The sequence below is a fragment of the Pseudomonas sp. PS01300 genome, from assembly GCF_029960155.1.
In the GTDB taxonomy this organism is placed as follows: domain Bacteria; phylum Pseudomonadota; class Gammaproteobacteria; order Pseudomonadales; family Pseudomonadaceae; genus Aquipseudomonas; species Aquipseudomonas palmensis.
In genome coordinates this window covers 98,277-114,296 of the sequence record NZ_JASCPN010000006.1, presented here as the reverse complement: position 1 = coordinate 114,296, position 16,020 = coordinate 98,277, and the positions used below count along the sequence as shown (strand labels likewise).

The window sequence follows — 16,020 nt, the reverse complement described above, 5'->3', positions numbered from 1 at the left end:
TGCGTCATAGGGCACCCACTGCACCTGGTGGTCCTGCGGCGCGTGGTCGTGCAGGCTCTTGCCCACCTGGCGCACCACACGATCGAAGTCCTCTTGTCGGGGCCGACCCGTGCCGCGCAGGCGCCCCATGGCCGGTACGCTGATATCGAAGTTGTCCGGCAGGTTGAACAGCAGCACCTGGGGCGATTGATAGTGCGAAGCCGACCAGAATGCACTGTAGTAGTTGGCCAGGTTCGCCCCCAGGGTAGAGACGCTGGCGTGTTGCGAGGCTGCGATCCTGGCCGGGTTGATCTTCACGCTGAACGGCAGGGAGAAGGCGTATTCGAGTTCTTCATAGACCGCACCGGTGGCATCGGACGAAGACCGTTGCACCACCACCGGCACACTGGAGGCGCCCAGCAGTTGGCCTTCGGCGCTTTTGCGCGACACGGCGCTGAGAAAGGCTTCCTGCTCGCGAATGTTTTCCATCAGGCGGGCGAAGTGAAACTTCACCGTGTCTTCCTGCTTCTGCAGCACGCGATTCACGCCCCAGTAGCACAAGCCAGTCAACAGCAGTGCCAGGCCCAGGAGCACGGCAAGCCCCATGTTCAGGCGCAGTGAACTGCTGGCCAGCCTGTCCAGGCGGGTGTAGCGGTGATTCATCGTGCAATCCCGTGAGTGATGAGGCGCGTCCAGACCCAGTCTATACAAGAGCTGGAGTGCTTGCCGGATCATCCCGGGTGCCACACCCCGTGCGGCCCTAGCCCTGCGGTAGCGTTCGGGTGCGGTTTTCAGCCACGAGCCGCCATACGATCATCAGGCCGGCAAGCCCCAGCCAAGGCAGCAGCAGCGCATTCAGCACCTGCCAGCCAAACACGTCGAGCAGGCCGCCGGCGCCAAACGAGCACGTCAATCCCACCGCAAAGATCGCCATGTCGTTGGTCGCCTGGGCCCGGCTCTTTTCCGCCGGGCTGTAGGTTGTGGTCAGCAAGGCCGTGCCGCCGATGAACAGGAAATTCCAGCCCACACCCAGCAGAACCAGAGCACTGGCAAAGGCATTGAAGCCCGTGCCGGACCAGGTGGTCAGAACGTGCAAGGCCAGCAGCATCACGCCCAGCAGCATCACCCACGCCGCACCCAGCCGGGAAATCAGGGCGCCGGTGAAGAACGAGGGCAGGAACATGCCCATCACGTGCAACTGGATGACGGTGGCGGCCGTGGCCAGCGGATGGTGATGGTGGAGCATCGCCAGCGGAGTCGCCGTCATCGCCAGTATCATCACGCCATAGCCGGTCACCGCGCCGAACAGGGCTACCAGGTAGGTCGGCTGCAGGACGATCCGTGCCCATGGCCGGCCCTTGTCCAGGCCCGCCGCCGGTGGTTCGGTGGCAGGCATATCCAGAAACAGCAGCACGCCCAGCCCCAACACGGCGACGACGGTCAGCAGAACAAATGACCCGAAGTACTGCGGGCCTATCCACTGGCCTCCGAACCGCGCCAACGCCGGCCCCAGCAGTGCAGCGACTATGCCACCTGCCAGCACCAGCGAGATGGCCTTGGGGCGCAAGCTCTCGTCCGCGACCTCGCTTGCGGCAAAACGGTAGAACTGGGCAAAGGCCTGATAGGTGCCGACCAGGAAGGTGCCCAGTGCGAGCAGGGCCAGGGAGCCGAACCAGATACCGGCGGCAGCGACCATGCCGCCGGTCACGCCCAGCGCCGCGCCAAGTACAAAGCCGGCCCTGCGCCCGGCGTTTGCCATGAATGACGAGGCCGGCAACATCGCCAGTGCGGTGCCCAGGAACATGCTGGCGATAGGCAATGTGGCCATGTCGGCGCGGTGGGTCAACTGGGCGCCTGCCAGTGCGCCGATGGTCATCACCAGAACCGAAACCGTCTGGAACAAGGCCTGTGCACTTGCCAGAATGCCGACCTGCCTGTGTATGTGTGTTTTTTTCATCTTGCGTGCAGCCTCTGTCTTGCCTGGGTGAAATCGAGGCTGGAAGTATGAAAATCGCAGGTCTATTATTCAAACGAATAATATCCTCACTTAACCTCAGTAAATTTAATGGACAGAATCCCGATCGATGTTCGCCACCTGCAAACGCTGGTGGCCCTGCGCGACAGTGGCAGCGTCTCCCGCGCCGCGTCCTGGATGCGACTGACCCAAGGCGCCTTGTCCCATCACATCAAGGCGCTGGAGGAGTTTTTCGGCACCCCATTGTTCGTTCGCAAGTCTTCCCCGGTGGTCTTTACGCCGGCTGGCAAGCGGCTGCTGGAAGCCGCCGACAAAGTGGTGCCCATTCTTAATCAGACCACGCGTGACCTGCTGCAGATGGCCGAAGGCACCGGCGGTACCTTGCGTATCGCCGTCGAATGCCACACCTGTTTTGACTGGCTCATGCCCGCAGTCGATGCCTTTAGAGCACGCTGGCCTGAGGTGGAAGTGGACCTGGTATCGGGTTATCACGACGATCCCGTTGGCCTGCTGCATCAGCGCACCGCCGATCTTGCACTGGTGTCCTGCTCCGAAAGGGACGAGGAAGGGGTCGATTTTCACGGGCTGTTTCGCTATCCGCTGGTGGCACTGGTTGCCAACGACCACCCCTTGGCCCTGCGCGAGTTCTTGACGGCCGAGGACTTTATCGACGAAACCCTGGTGACCTATCCGATCGAGGAAGACGCGCTGGACATTGTCCGCTCATTGCTGCGGCCCGCGGGGATCAAGCCTGTGCGCCGCACCGCCGAGCTGACTGTCGCGATCCTGATGCTGGTGGCCGCGCGGCGCGGCATTGCGGTGCTGCCACGCTGGGCCGTGCAGACCTACCTCCAGCGTCAGTACGTGACGGCCAGGCCCATCACCCGCGAGGGGCTTATCTCGGATATCTGGGCTGCCACCTTGCCGGCAGACAGCCAGAAACCCTATGTCGTCGAGTTCCTGGCGCTGCTGCGCGAAACCACGGTGGCGGCGATTCCGGATGTCGAGCTGATGGGCTGATCGGGCACCCAGTCACGCACTACGCCCCGTTGCCTGCCTCTTCCTTCAGCCACGCAATGAACTGCCGGGCCATGTCGCTGATCTGCTTGTGCGGCTTGGTCAGCAGGTAATACGCCAGCTGATGCGGCATCACCAGCTCGGGGAAGGGCATCACCAGTTCGCCGCTGCGCACCGCCCGTTCGGTCAGCTCGATCGCACACAGGGCGACACCATGCCCCTCGATCGCCAGCTGCGCGAGCACATTGGAGTCGGTGACCACGTGCCCGCTGCGCACCTCCAGCCCTGGCGTGGGGTACAGCGCCTGCCAGGCTTCCCAGTCGTGATGATGCCGGTCATGCAGCAGCGGGTGACGCGCCAGGTCGGCCGGCACCCGCAGCGCGTCGGGCCCTTCGAGCAATGCGGGCGAGCAGATCGGCACGTAGTTCAGGCCCATCAGAAACTGCGTGTCGAAACCCGGCCAGTCGGCCGTGCCCCACTTGATCGCCAGCTCCACCTCGTCGGGAAACTCGACGCGCTGGGTGCTCAGCAGTTGCTGGATGCGCAGCGCGGGGAAGCGCTGGGTGAAATGCTTCAGGCGCGGGGTCAGCCAGAACGCGCTCATCACCGGCTCGGCCTCGATGTGCAGCACCGACGGTGCGGCCTTGCGCGCGCATTTCTCGAAGGCGGCCACCAGCTGGTCGAAGGGGGCGCGAATATCGTCCAGCAGCGCGGCGCCGGCCCTGGTCAGGGCCACGGTACGGGTCGAACGCACGAACAGCGTCACCCCCAATGCCTCCTCCAGCTTGACCACCTGCTGGCTGATGGCCGACTGCGACAGGTGCAGCGCGGTGGCGGCACGGGTGAAGCTGCCGTGCTCGGCAACGGTCTTGAAGGCCAGCAGCAGGGTCATGTGCGGCAGGCGGGTCAGGGCGAATTTATTCATAAGACTTCGTTATTAGTCCATTACCAAATCGCGATTCTCTCGGCGCTGGGCACCAGCTTACATTAGCCGCCGAGCCTGCCAATACGGGGGTCTGTCCAATAATTACAACAGTTGGGACTCACTATGCAGCAGAACACCCAGAAAGACCTGACGCTGATTTTCACCAGCATCGTGGTGATATCGCTGACGGTCATCGGTTTGATGATGTTCCCCGATCAGGCCAAGGTACTGGCCGATCAGCTCTTCACCCGTGCCACCACCACCTTCGGCGTGCTGGTCCAGGTACTGGGCTTTGCCTGCGTGGTACTGGTGATCGGCCTGGGCATGAGCAAGTACGGCAACATCCGCCTGGGCGAGGGCAAGCCCGAGTACAGGAACACCAGCTGGATCTTCATGTTCATCTGCGCCGGCCTCGGCTCGGCGACCATGTACTGGGCGTTCATGGAATGGGCCTACTACTACCTCACCCCGGGCCTGAACATCACCGCCGCCAGCAAGCAGGCGCTGGAGATGAGCATCGCCTACTCGTTCTTCCACTGGGGCGTGACCCCGTGGGCCATCTACGGCATCGCCTCGCTGGCGATGGCGTATCACTTCCATGTGCGCAAGAACAAAGGCTTGAGCCTGGCGGGCATCATCGAGTCGATCACCGGCTACAAGGCCCACGGCCCGGTCGGGCGGGTCATCGACCTGATCTTCCTGTTCGCCACCTTCGGCGGGCTGGTGCTGACCACCACCCTGACCACCTCCACCGTGGCCAAGGGGCTGTCGGACCTCACCGGGCTTGCCGATGGCTTCATGCTCAAGGCGTCGCTGGTGATCCTGGTGACACTGGTGTTCTCGCTCAGCTCCTACATCGGCATCAGCTCCGGCATGCAGCGCCTGGCAAAACTGGCCTGCGGCATGACCATGCTGTTCGCCCTGGTCGTGCTGCTGCTGGGGCCCACCCAGTTCAGCGTCAGCAACATCGCCAACGCCATCGGCCTGACCCTGCAGAACTTCATCCACATGAGCCTGTTCACCGACCCTACCGGGGACGGCGGCTTCTCCCGTGACTGGACCGTGTTCTACTGGCTGTACTGGATCACCTACACGCCGGGCGTGGCAATTTTCGTCACCCGCGTCTCCAAGGGCCGCACGATTCGCGAGGTGGTACTGGCGATGATCCTGGGCGGCTGCGGCGGTTGCTGGTTCTTCTTCGGCAGCCTGCAGAGCTTTGCCATTCACCAGTTCGTCACCGATGTGGTCAATGCCCCGGCCATGCTCAGCGGTGCCGGCGGCGAAGCGGCGGTGTCGATGCTGCTCGCCAGCCTGCCGTTCGGCAAACTGCTGTCGGTGGTGTACTTCCTGCTCATGCTGGTGTTCCTGGCCTCGCACCTGGACGCCGTGGCCTACACCGTGGCCGCCACCAGCACCCGCAACCTGCGTGAAGGCCAGGACCCGTCGCCGAGCCTGCGCCTGTTCTGGTGCCTGATGCTGGCCGTGCTGCCGCTGGCGATGCTGTACATCAATGCCTCGCTCAACACCCTCAAGACTGCCGTGATCCTCACCGCCATCCCGTTCATCTTCATCCTCATGGTGAAGATCTGGGGGCTGCTGAAGTGGCTGCGCGAAGACTACGCAGCAATGCCCGCACACCTGATCGAAGCGCAGTCCGCCCGCCTGGCCCAGAGCACTGCATGCGACACCGAACAGGCCCCTCGCCAAGCTCGCCAGGGCGCCCCGAAAACTCTGGAAAACCTGCAATGAAAATAGTCGATGTAGAAGCGATCTGGTTGCGCGTGCCTGCGCTCGACCAGCCCTGCGAGTGGGGTGAGGATGCGTTGATCGTGCGCATCTACACCGACAGCGGCCTGCTGGGCATCGGTGAAACCGACAGCTCGCCGGCCGTGGTCAAGGCCCTGATCGAAACGCCGGCATCCCATGAAACCTGCCAGGGGCTGCGCGACATCCTGGTCGGCGAGAACCCGCTGGAAATCGACCGGCTGTGGAAGAAGATGTACCGCCACTGCGAATACATGGGCCGGCGCGGCGTGGCCATCCATGCCATCAGCGCGCTCGACATCGCCCTGTGGGACATCGCCGGCCAGCACTACGGCGTGCCGGTGCACACCCTGCTCGGCGGCAAGTACCGTGAGCGCATCGCCGCCTACGGCACCTTCATCCCGCGGCCCGACGAGGCCGGCAACCGCGAGCGGGTACGCGGCCTGCTGGCCCAGGGCCTGCGCAGCATCAAGCTCGGCGGCGCAGGTTTTGGCGAAGACCTGCCCAGGGACAAGGCATTGCTGCAACTGGTGCGCGAGGAGATCGGCGACGACGTGCAACTGCAGATCGACCTGGTGGGGCGCTGGCGCAACTACTCCCACGCGCTGGTGCAATGCGATGCACTGCGCCAGTTCAACCTCAACTGGATCGAGGAACCCTTGCCTTCGGACGACACCCGCGGCCTGGCGTACCTGGCCGAGCGCTCCGGGCTGCGCGTATCCGGCGGCGAGGGGCTGGCCACGCGGCACGAGTTCCGTCACTTTCTGGAGGCTTCGCGCCCGGCGATCATCCAGCCCGACATCACCCGCTGCGGCGGCATCAGCGAGATGCGCCACATCTATGAACTGGCGCAACTGCACGGCGCGCAACTGGTACCCCACGGCTTCAGCACCGGCATCCTGCTGGCAGCCACCGTGCACTTTCTGGCGGCCAGCGAGTTTGGCGAGTTGATCGAATACTCGCAAAGCGACAGCCCGTTGTTCCGTGGCCTGGTGAGCAACCTGCTGGCGCTGGAGGACGGCCATGTGCGCGTGCCCGACAGCCCAGGCCTTGGCGTGATACTGGACGAGGCGATGATCGAGCGTTATCGCGTTCGCACCTAGAGGCGGGAGGCCCCCAATGCACAACCAGATCATCGACCGGGTCGAGGTGTTCGTGTGCGCGCCGCCGCTGCGCGGCTCCACCTGGACCCCGGAGCAACCGGCGCCGTGCACCACGCACACCTTCATCCGCATCAGCACCTGCGACGGCATCGTCGGCGTGGCGGCTACCGATTCGTACACCACGCACCACCCCGACGCGGTACTGGCCGAGACGCTGCGCGACATGATCCCCGACCTGCTCGGGCGCTCGGCACTGCAGCGCGAAGGGCTGTGGATGCACTTCAAGCCCAGGGCCTATGCGCGCTCGGCCCAGGCCCAGGCGCTGATCGACGTGGCGCTGTGGGACATCGCGGCGCAGGCGGCGGGCCTGCCCCTGTTCAGGCTGCTGGGCGGCTACCGCGAGCGCATCGACGCCTACGCCAGCACGCCGGTGCTGGGCACGCCGCAGGCCTATGTGGACGCCGTGCAGCAACTGGTCGAGGCGGGCTTTACGGCCATCAAGTTCCATTGCTGGTGCGACCCGGCGCGCGACCTGCAACTGCTCGAGCAGGTTCAGCGGGCCCACGGCGACAAGGGCCTGGCGCTGATGCTGGACGTGGAGCAGCGCTACGACCTGGACGCCGCGCTCAAGGTCGGGCGGGTGCTGGGCGAACTGGGCTACGCCTGGTTCGAGGCGCCGCTGGACGACTACGACCTGGCCGGGTACCGGCACTTGAGCGCGCGGCTGCAGGTGCCGGTGCTGGCCGCCGGCAACGCCATCACCGACAGCCAGCTGGTGGCGTTTGCCGCCAGCCAGCAGTGCTGGAGCCGTGTGCGGGTGGATGTGATGACCTGCGGCGGCATCACCCCCGCGCTGAAGATCATCCACCACGCTGCGGCCAGCGGGCTCAAGGTCGAACTGCAGAGCTGGGGGCATTCGCTGGCACAGGCGGCCAACCTGCACCTGATGCTGGGGCAGCCGGTGTGCAGCTACTTCGAACAGGCGTGCGAGGTCGAGCTGTTCGAGTTCGCCACCGCCAACCCGATCCGCACCAACGCGCAAGGGCAGGTGACGGTGTCGCAGCAACCGGGCCTGGGCCTGCAGATCGACTGGGAGCAGATCGGGCGCGTTGCCCAGTTGCAACTGAGTGTCGGCCGCCAGGCAGGCGCTGCGTAACTGCCGTGGTGCCGGTTTTGCAGTCATGGCGCGGGCAGCGTACGCTGCCTTGCTGCAAGGTTGGAGAAAGCTACACAGCCTAAGATTTGGTACGTGCAGTTGTGCACTGGCGACAACCCGCCCGGTGCGCAACTGCCAAGTCATACCAAAAACAATAACAGGCGACCGCCATGACGTTTTTCCTGCGCAGTATCTGCTCGATCGCTTGCTCCCTGTTCGCCACTTCGTTGCTGGCGGCGCCGCCGTCTTCGCCCGAGTGCATCGTGCCCGGTTCATCGGGTGGCGGTGGGGACCTGATGTGCCAATTGATAAAGACAGCCCTGGCCCAGAACAAGGTGTTCGACCAGCCCATGCAGATCACCTACATGCCCGGTGGGGTCGGGGCGGTGACCTACAACACCATCATCGCGCAACGGCCGGCAGAGCCGGGCACCCTGATCGCATGGTCCAGCGGGTCGCTGCTCAACCTTGCTCAGGGCAAGTTCGGGCGCTTCGACGAGGGCGCGGTACGCTGGGTCGCCGCCCTGGGCAAAAGCTATGGCGCCATCGCGGTAAGAAGCGACTCCCCGTACAAGAACCTCGACGACCTGGTCAAGGCGCTGAAGCAGCAGCCGCGCAAGGTGCTGTTCGGCTCCGGCGGCACTGCCGGCGGGCAGGACTGGGTGCAGGCCGCGTTGCTCGCCAAGGCCGCGGGTATCGATATTGGCGAATTGCGCTACATCGCCCTGGAAAGCGGCGGCGAAAGCGCCACGGCGTTGCTGGGCGGTTACATCGAAGTCAGCAGTACCGATGCGTTCGAGGTCATCACCCACCTGCAGCGCGGCGAGATGCGCCTGCTGGCCGTACTCTCGGAAGAACGCCTGGGCGGTGAGCTCAAGGACGTACCCACCGCCAGGGAACAGGGCTACGACATCGTCTGCCCGGTGGTCAGGGGCTTCTATCTGGGGCCCGGGGTCAGCGACGAGGACTACGCCTGGTGGAAGCACACCTTCGACCAGCTACTGGCCTCGGAACAGTTCGCCCAGCTTCGCAGCGGCTTCAGGCTGCTGCCGTTCGCCCTGACCGGTGATCAATTGCGCACCTACGTCAAGCAGCAGGTGGCCGGGTACAAGACCCTGATCGACGACCTTCGCAGGGGCCAGTGAGGCGGGTGCCCGAAACAGCTGCCATCTGTCGAGATACGTGCCTTGGCACGGAATTTTCATGCCTTTTTCGAACGCTGTTTTTTGTGGTGTAACCAGCACGTTCCTTCCCGCCCAGAAAAACAATCAGGGGGTTGCATGAGCTGTCTGATCTGCGCCGGCCACGCCGAGGCCATCGACTGCCCAGCCGGGTGGGAAGGGCGGCGTTGCCTGAAATGTGGGTGTTACCACATGTCTCAAAAGCTCATCCTGACGATGATGGACGAGGGCCAGATTTTCGACGCCTGCAAGATGCGCCAGTGGCTCGACACGCGCCGTTGTGTGGTGCCGATTCCGACAATTGATGTGCATGAGGCGATTCTGGTGGTGTAGTTGTGGTGGCTGGCAACTCGAATCTCACAGGCGTTGGCACGTGGCAGCCCATGTAGGAACCGGCTTTGCCGGCGAAGCGCCGCGCTCGATCTTGTGACCGGCACAACAGCATTGACTGGCACCTGATAACCTCACCGCGATCCTTTGGTTGCCTTTCTGAAGACATCCCCAGTCACCTGTCTTGAAATTGCATCTGGGTTTGGGGGGCATGCCTTGAATCTGATGGCGCTCTCTAGGCCGCGCGCTGCCCGCGCGTCGCTTCGCCGGCGAGGCCGCCTCCTACATGGCGCATAGGCACCCCTATCAGTGGGCCGCGTCTGCGGCCCGGGTGTCTCGTCGTTACGCGTCTACCGCTTGCGCCTCCATGCCGTCCAGCACCGTGTCGATCAACACGGTGCTCATCTCCAGCGACTGCTGCGCTGCCACCAGCAGGTGCTTGAACTGCGCGTCGGCGCGTTCGCAAGCTTGTGCGGTGGTGTCCTTGGCGCATTGGATCTGTAGCGACAGATGGACCAACGCATCTTCGAGCTCGATGCCTTCGCAGACGGAAAACAGGGGAGGGTGGTTTCCGTTGCTACAGCCGAAGGCGGTGTAGGTGGTTTTGCGGGAATTAACAAGCGGGGGAGCGGGGACGATTCTTGTGATTGTGCAGCTCCCTTGATTGGTGGAGCCGACACCTATCGCTACCAGACGAAGGGTGGCGCTGTACGCAGGTTGGTAGACCGGGAATCAAGGAACCCGGCGCGCACGAATGCGCCCCACGCACAGCTGCCATGACACGAAACAGCAGACACAAAAAGCGATGGGCGAAGGTTAACGGGGTGGGGGTGGGTATTCAAGGTTCTGGCTTGTGGGGAAGCTGGAGGGGTTACCGTTTCAGCATTGATGCTGGTGAGGTAACGACATTTTCGAGACTTCAACACCACAAGTACCCGGAAATTTCAGATCAAGCGCTTACATCCGGTGATGTTCCAGCAAGAAGTCCACGAACAGTCGCACCCGCGCCGGCATTGCCGCCCCGCCGACGAACACAGCATGGATCGGTTCCTGGTCCCCAGGGTTCCAGGCTTCCAGCAGCGGAATCAGGGCGCCGCGCTGCAGATCCTCGCGCACGCTGAACTCACCGATACGTGCAATGCCGGCGCCTACTCGCGCAAGTTGTGCCAGCGCTTCACCACTGCTGCATTCGATGTTGCCGCTGACCTTCAGGGAAAACTCTTTTCCATCGCGGATGAACGGCCAGTTGGGTTCGGCACGCCGGAAGTTGAAGCGCAGGCAATTGTGCTGAAACAAGTCTTCCGGCTCCTTGGGGATGCCCTCGCGCTGCAGATAATCGGGCGATGCCACCACTACCTGGCCGGTGTCGCCGATCCTGCGCGCGGTCAGTGGGCTGTCGGGCAGATGGCCGAAGCGGATCGCGACATCGGCCTGCCCGCCGAGAATGTCGACCACTTCGTCGCCGAGGGTAAGGTCGACGACGATGTTCGGGTAACGGGCGCTGAATGCTGCCACCAGCGGGACGATGGCCAGCCGCCCGTGGCCAAGGGCGGCACTGACCCGCAATCGCCCCCTGGGTACGCCCTGGTCAGCGATCGCTGCTTCGACCTCGTCCATATCGGCCAGGATACGCCGGGCGCCGCGCAGGAACGCTTCGCCCTCGGCAGTGAAGGCGAGCGCTCGGGTGGTGCGCAACAGCAGGCGGGTGCCAAGGCGTTGCTCGGTACGCGCGATGACCCGACTGACTGCCGAGGGTGTCACGCCCAGTGCACGCGCCGCGGCCGACAGGCTGCCTTCGTGCGCCACGGTGGTGAACACGCTCATTTCACCTGACCTGCCGTTGAAGTCCACTTGTGCCTCCTGCGCAAAGGTGATTGCCAAAAATGCTATCTACCGCGTTAAAAAACTGCATCGTAGCATTGGCGGCATAGATAAGGAGCCTTCCATGCGTATCAATCCACCACTTGTCGCACTTGCCATCGGTGCCTTTGGCATCGGCGTAACAGAATTCGCCCCCATGGGCATGTTGCCGGGTATCGCTCAGGATCTGGGCGTTTCGATTCCCGCTGCCGGTTTGCTGGTCAGTGCCTATGCGCTGGGCGTGTTGCTCGGTGCACCGCTGATGACCCTGACCACCGGCAGAATTCCCCGACGCTATCTGCTGATCGGGCTCATGGGGATTTTCACCTTGGGTAATCTGATGTCAGCCCTGGCCACCGATTACTACAGCCTCATGGTCGCCAGGGTGGTGACCTCACTGAACCATGGTGCATTTTTTGGCGTTGGCTCCATCGTCGCCGCCAGCGTGGTCGCCCCGGAAAAACGTGCCGGGGCGGTGGCGGCGATGTTCATGGGCCTGACCTTGGCGACCATCGGCGGTGTGCCGCTGGCCACCTGGTTTGGTGAACTGTTCGGTTGGCGCACCGCTTTCTGGGGTATTACCGGCCTCGGCGTGGCGACCATGGCCGCATTATGGTTCGCCCTGCCTAACCTGAAGACGTCGCAAAGCGTCGGTGTAATGGCCGAAATTCGAGTACTGGGGCGCGGTCCGGTGCTGGGCGCGTTGGCCCTGACCGTAGTCGGGTCGAGCGCGATGTTTACTGTCTTCACCTACATCGCGCCGATCCTCAGCAGCGAGACCAATGGTTCCACCGCCTATATCACTGGCATGCTGGTTCTTTTCGGGGTGGGGTTGACGCTGGGCAACCTGTGGGGCGGCAAGGCCGCCGACCGCTCGATAGATCGCACCTTGATCGTCTCGCTAAGCGTTCTGATTCTCGTCCTGCTGGCGTTCACCCTGCTGATGCGTTGGGCGGTGCCGGCCGCTCTGGCCATCCTGATATGGGGTATCGCCAGTTTCGCCCTGGTGCCGCCACTACAGATGCGTGTGATGGAAGCAGCGAAGGATGCGCCCAATCTTGCCTCTGCGGTGAACATTGGCGCCTTCAATTTTGGCAACGCGATTGGCGCAGCGCTGGGCGGAGCGGTGATCAACGCCGGGTTGGGTTATCCGGCCATTTCCCTGGCCGGAGCGTCGATGGGTGCTCTGGGGCTGCTGATGGTGTTGGCGTATGGCTGGCGTTCCAGAACTGTTGCATCAACAGTGGTGTGACTAAGCAGTGATGCCAGTGGCGTAGCGACAGTGGTCGAGCCTGCATTCAATGCGTGATGGTTGGCCGCCCCGATGGCTTTAGGTTTAAAGTCAACTTCAAGGTCAACAGAGTGTTCAGGGTGGGTTATGCGAATAGGCGAACTGGCGAAAATCAGTGGTTTGGCGCCCTCACGCATCCGGTTCTACGAGTCGAGCGGCTTGATCAAATCTGTCGAGCGCAAAGCAAATGGTTACAGGGACTACGCGCCTGATACCAAGTGGGTGTTGGAGGTCATCACCGCAGCGCAGGCGGCGGGTTTTTCATTGGAAGAAATTCGGCAGTTGATGCCGATGAATGCCAGCGGTTGGCAGCACGATGAATTGCTCAGCGGGCTTAAGCAAAAGGTTGAGGAAATCGCTGTTCTACAGCAACGGCTAGCCCACAACAAAGCGCAGCTTCTGCTCGTCATCAAGGGCATCGAGGATAAGCCCGAAAGCATGGCGTGCGCGGAAAATGCGCAAATGCTGATCAATCGCCTGCGTGAAGAAGGCATTGGCAAAGCGCCGGGCAAGCGTGCGGTGCGTTAAGGTCAAACTCCACTGGCTGCACTGCGCAAAAGGGTATTGACCTTAAAGTTGACTTTAATCTTAAGGTGGCCTCCTCTTCAGTTGAGGGCTGCTCCATGAATGTGTTCGACACCCTGATGCTTCCCAACGGTTCAACCATCAAGAACCGAATCGCCAAAGCTGCCATGGAGGAGAACATGGCGGACGCCGATCAGGCGCCTTCCAAGGACCTGCTGCGTCTCTATCAAGCATGGGCCGACGGTGGTGCCGGCCTGATCATTACCGGCAACGTTATGGTCGACGGCCGCGCCATGACCGGACCGGGTGGCGTGGTGTTGCAAGACGATCAGCAATTGCACAAGTTCAAGCACTGGGCGCGTACAGGTCGGTCTGGTGGTGCGCAGTTCTGGTTGCAGATCAATCATCCCGGTCGCCAGATGCAGTCCAATCTTGGGCAAAAGACCTGGGCCCCGTCAGCCGTGCCGCTGGACCTCGGCAAAATGTCCAGGCGATTTGCCACACCTCATGCGATGCCCCAAGGCGTGATCGAAGAGGTTGTTCAGCGCTTCGCGAATACCGCACGCCTCGGCGAGCAGGCCGGATTTACTGGTGTGGAAATTCATGCTGCCCATGGCTATTTGTTGAGCCAGTTCCTTTCGCCGTTGACCAACCAGCGCACGGACGAGTGGGGTGGCCCTCTGGAAAACCGGGCGCGCCTGTTGCTCGAAATCGTCAAGGCGGTCAGGGCTGTGGTTTCTGCGGATTTTGCAGTGGCGGTCAAGCTGAACTCCGCCGATTTCCAGCGCGGAGGATTCACCGCCGATGACGCGAAAAAGGTGGTTGAGTTGCTCAACGACCTGGGCGTGGACATGGTGGAGTTATCGGGAGGCAGCTACGAAGTACCCGCCATGCAGGGTGACGCGCGCGATGGTCGCACACTGGCTCGCGAAGCCTATTTCGTCGAGTTCGCCCGTGATATCCAAACCGTCGCCAACATGCCGGTGATGGTCACTGGCGGTATACGCCGCCGCCCGGTGGCCGAAAGCGTCGTGCAGAGCGGTGTGGACATGGTGGGCATCGGAACCGCTCTTGCTATCGACCCGCACCTGCCTCGCCAGTGGCTGGCGGGCAACGACAATGCCCCGCAATTGCCGCCGATCACCTGGAAAAACAAAGCCATGGCGGCCTTGGCGAACATGGCTGTAGTGAAGTTTCAACTGCGTAAACTCAGTCGCAATAAAAATCCCGACCCGAGTGTTTCACCGTTGTTCGCGCTGATCCTGCAACAGGCCGCCATGGCGTTTCGCACTCGCCGGTACCGGAGATGGGTAGAAAAGTCTTCGCATTGCAACGGCCTGACGATCGCAGCGCACGGCGATGGTCTGCCTGGATGACACCTGCGCAACATCACTGAAGACGTTGCGCCAGGTGCTACGCGAGTGTTGTTCCGGGCTTAAAGCCCCCACCGCCCCAGCTCGGGCTTGCGCTCGTCAAGCAGCAGTGCAGGCGCCATGGCGCTCGCCATGTTCAGCAAGTGCATGTCGGTAGATACCGGTGACAGCAGCTGCACGCCAATCGGCATCTGTGCTTCATCGAATCCGGCGGGTAGGGCGATTGCCGGGGTGCCGAGGTAGTTACTGGCGCGGCTGAACGTGCCGATGCTCACGTGAGCAGCGTCCTGGTCATCAAGAGGCAGGGCCCCGTGACCGCTGACCGGCATCAGCAGAACACCGGATGAGCCGATCGCTCGTCTGAAGGCCTCGGCGACGTGGGCACGCTGTGCAACGGCGTGTTCGTAGTCGTCACGGCTGATGGCCGCGCCGGCCAGGATGCGATTGCGCACCACCCCCCAGAGCGGCTGCGCAGGGTCATGTGCAAGGTGGCCGAACTCGCGATACCCCTCATAGGCAATGATCATCGAGTTGCACTCGGACAGCCGGCCGATGTTCAACTCATCCTCTGGAACCCAGCTCTGGAGCGTCCAGCCGGCCTTTTCCAGGGTGACCAGGGCCTGATCCCAAACCCGGCGAGCGCCCACGGACAGCGCACTTGGGAACGCGCTCTGGTCCAGTACGAACACCGTGCCCGGCTTGGCTGGTACCAGCTCACCTGCAAGGTCGGCCTGAACGCTCGACCCACTGCCGGTAGACGGGCTGGCAAGGATGGCCGTGAGTGCATGGGCGTCGCCAACATCACGGGCGATCGGGCCCAGCACGTCGAGGCTGGGCGCAAGCGGAACCACACCGTGCACGCTGATGACCCCGCTGGACGGCTTGAAGCCGACCAGATGATTGAGCGATGCGGGGGCTCGGATCGATCCGCCGGTATCGCCCCCCACTGCAACAGGTACAAGCCCTGCGGCAACAGCAACCGCCGCGCCTGAAGAGGAACCGCCCGGGGCGCGATGCAGCGTTGTGTCCCACGGGTTCCAGGGCGTGCCTCGGGTCGGGTTCTGCCCGGACAGGCCGAACGCAAATTCGGTCATCTGGGTCTTGCCCAGGATAACCATTCCGGCCGCCTGCAATCGTTGCGCGACGGTGCTGGTCACGGCACTGACAGTGCCCAGGCGGCTCAACGAACCTGCCGATGCCGGGGTATGGGCGATTTCGATGTTGTCCTTGATGGCGACCGGTACGCCATGCAAAGCGCTCAATGGGTGGCCTGCCTCGAGCGCACTGTCGGCGGCATCGGCTGCCGCCAGGGCTTGCTCTGCGAACACTGCGGTAAAGGCATTGAGCTCACTGCCGCGAGCAATGCGGTCCAGAAAGTAGTGCGTGACGGCACGCGAGGTGATCTGCCGGGTAGCGATCAGATGGGCAATCTGCAGGGCAGACTGGAAACATAGGGCTTCGGATCGTTCGAGCATGGGTTCTAGGTTCTAAGCGGTGTGGGTCGGTAATCCCCGTATCCGATACTCGTTGACGGGGATTGC

At 62.8% G+C, this 16,020-nt stretch carries 15 protein-coding genes; 10 read left to right on the top strand and 5 right to left on the bottom strand.

From position 1 onward, the window contains the following. Positions 1–258: 258 nt before the first annotated feature. Complete coding sequence (locus tag QMX96_RS05765; RefSeq protein WP_282361340.1) at positions 259–600, top strand: hypothetical protein; 342 nt, start codon at positions 259–261, stop codon at positions 598–600. Positions 601–739: 139 nt separating this feature from the next. On the opposite strand, the gene QMX96_RS05760 is transcribed toward QMX96_RS05765, so the two are convergent. Further along, entirely contained in the window at positions 740–1,936 is a 1,197-nt protein-coding gene (locus QMX96_RS05760; RefSeq protein ID WP_282361339.1) for an MFS transporter, read from the bottom strand. Positions 1,937–2,044: 108 nt separating this feature from the next. Between QMX96_RS05760 and QMX96_RS05755 the strand changes: the two genes are divergently transcribed. Beyond that, the gene (locus tag QMX96_RS05755) at positions 2,045–2,974 is read left to right on the top strand and encodes a LysR family transcriptional regulator (RefSeq protein WP_054916486.1); all 930 of its coding nucleotides are present in this window, start codon (positions 2,045–2,047) and stop codon (positions 2,972–2,974) included. A gap of 19 nt (positions 2,975–2,993) precedes the next feature. On the opposite strand, the gene QMX96_RS05750 is transcribed toward QMX96_RS05755, so the two are convergent. Beyond that, complete coding sequence (locus tag QMX96_RS05750; RefSeq protein ID WP_043860269.1) at positions 2,994–3,896, bottom strand: LysR substrate-binding domain-containing protein; 903 nt, start codon at positions 3,894–3,896, stop codon at positions 2,994–2,996. Between the two features lie 123 nt (positions 3,897–4,019). Here QMX96_RS05750 and QMX96_RS05745 point away from each other — a divergent pair, with 123 nt between their 5' ends. From QMX96_RS05745 to QMX96_RS05725, 5 genes are all read left to right on the top strand, one after another. Continuing rightward, the gene (locus tag QMX96_RS05745; protein ID WP_282361338.1) at positions 4,020–5,645 is read left to right on the top strand and encodes a BCCT family transporter; all 1,626 of its coding nucleotides are present in this window, start codon (positions 4,020–4,022) and stop codon (positions 5,643–5,645) included. Continuing rightward, positions 5,642–6,763, top strand: a complete 1,122-nt coding sequence (locus QMX96_RS05740) for a mandelate racemase/muconate lactonizing enzyme family protein (protein WP_043860271.1) — start codon at positions 5,642–5,644, stop codon at positions 6,761–6,763. The genes QMX96_RS05745 and QMX96_RS05740 overlap by 4 nt, the downstream gene beginning before the upstream one ends. A 16-nt stretch (positions 6,764–6,779) precedes the next feature. After that, on the top strand, positions 6,780–7,919 hold the full coding sequence (locus QMX96_RS05735; protein ID WP_282361337.1) for a mandelate racemase/muconate lactonizing enzyme family protein: 1,140 nt from the start codon (positions 6,780–6,782) through the stop codon (positions 7,917–7,919). 170 nt (positions 7,920–8,089) lie between these two features. Continuing rightward, a complete protein-coding gene (locus QMX96_RS05730; protein WP_078481051.1) occupies positions 8,090–9,064 on the top strand; it encodes a tripartite tricarboxylate transporter substrate binding protein in 975 nt (324 codons plus the stop codon). A 135-nt stretch (positions 9,065–9,199) separates the two neighbouring features. After that, positions 9,200–9,433 carry a hypothetical protein gene (locus QMX96_RS05725; RefSeq protein ID WP_078481050.1) on the top strand — a complete coding sequence of 78 codons (234 nt, stop codon included), beginning with the start codon at positions 9,200–9,202 and terminating at the stop codon, positions 9,431–9,433. 339 nt (positions 9,434–9,772) lie between these two features. Here QMX96_RS05725 and QMX96_RS05720 read toward each other — a convergent pair whose 3' ends face one another. Further along, on the bottom strand, positions 9,773–10,069 hold the full coding sequence (locus tag QMX96_RS05720; RefSeq protein WP_282361367.1) for a DUF3077 domain-containing protein: 297 nt from the start codon (positions 10,067–10,069) through the stop codon (positions 9,773–9,775). A 318-nt stretch (positions 10,070–10,387) separates the two neighbouring features. Beyond that, positions 10,388–11,281: a LysR family transcriptional regulator gene (locus QMX96_RS05715; protein WP_088514798.1), complete on the bottom strand. Its 894-nt coding sequence runs from the start codon at positions 11,279–11,281 to the stop codon at positions 10,388–10,390. A gap of 94 nt (positions 11,282–11,375) precedes the next feature. Here QMX96_RS05715 and QMX96_RS05710 point away from each other — a divergent pair, with 94 nt between their 5' ends. From QMX96_RS05710 to QMX96_RS05700, 3 genes are all read left to right on the top strand, one after another. Beyond that, positions 11,376–12,542 (top strand): MFS transporter, encoded by a 1,167-nt coding sequence (locus QMX96_RS05710; protein WP_078481047.1) that lies wholly within the window; start codon positions 11,376–11,378, stop codon positions 12,540–12,542. Between the two features lie 126 nt (positions 12,543–12,668). Then, positions 12,669–13,109 (top strand): MerR family transcriptional regulator, encoded by a 441-nt coding sequence (locus QMX96_RS05705; protein WP_043861680.1) that lies wholly within the window; start codon positions 12,669–12,671, stop codon positions 13,107–13,109. 95 nt (positions 13,110–13,204) lie between these two features. Beyond that, entirely contained in the window at positions 13,205–14,482 is a 1,278-nt protein-coding gene (locus QMX96_RS05700; RefSeq protein WP_282361336.1) for an NADH:flavin oxidoreductase/NADH oxidase family protein, read from the top strand. 59 nt (positions 14,483–14,541) lie between these two features. Here QMX96_RS05700 and QMX96_RS05695 read toward each other — a convergent pair whose 3' ends face one another. Beyond that, positions 14,542–15,954, bottom strand: a complete 1,413-nt coding sequence (locus QMX96_RS05695; RefSeq protein WP_116053571.1) for an amidase — start codon at positions 15,952–15,954, stop codon at positions 14,542–14,544. Between the last annotated feature and the right edge of the window lie 66 nt (positions 15,955–16,020).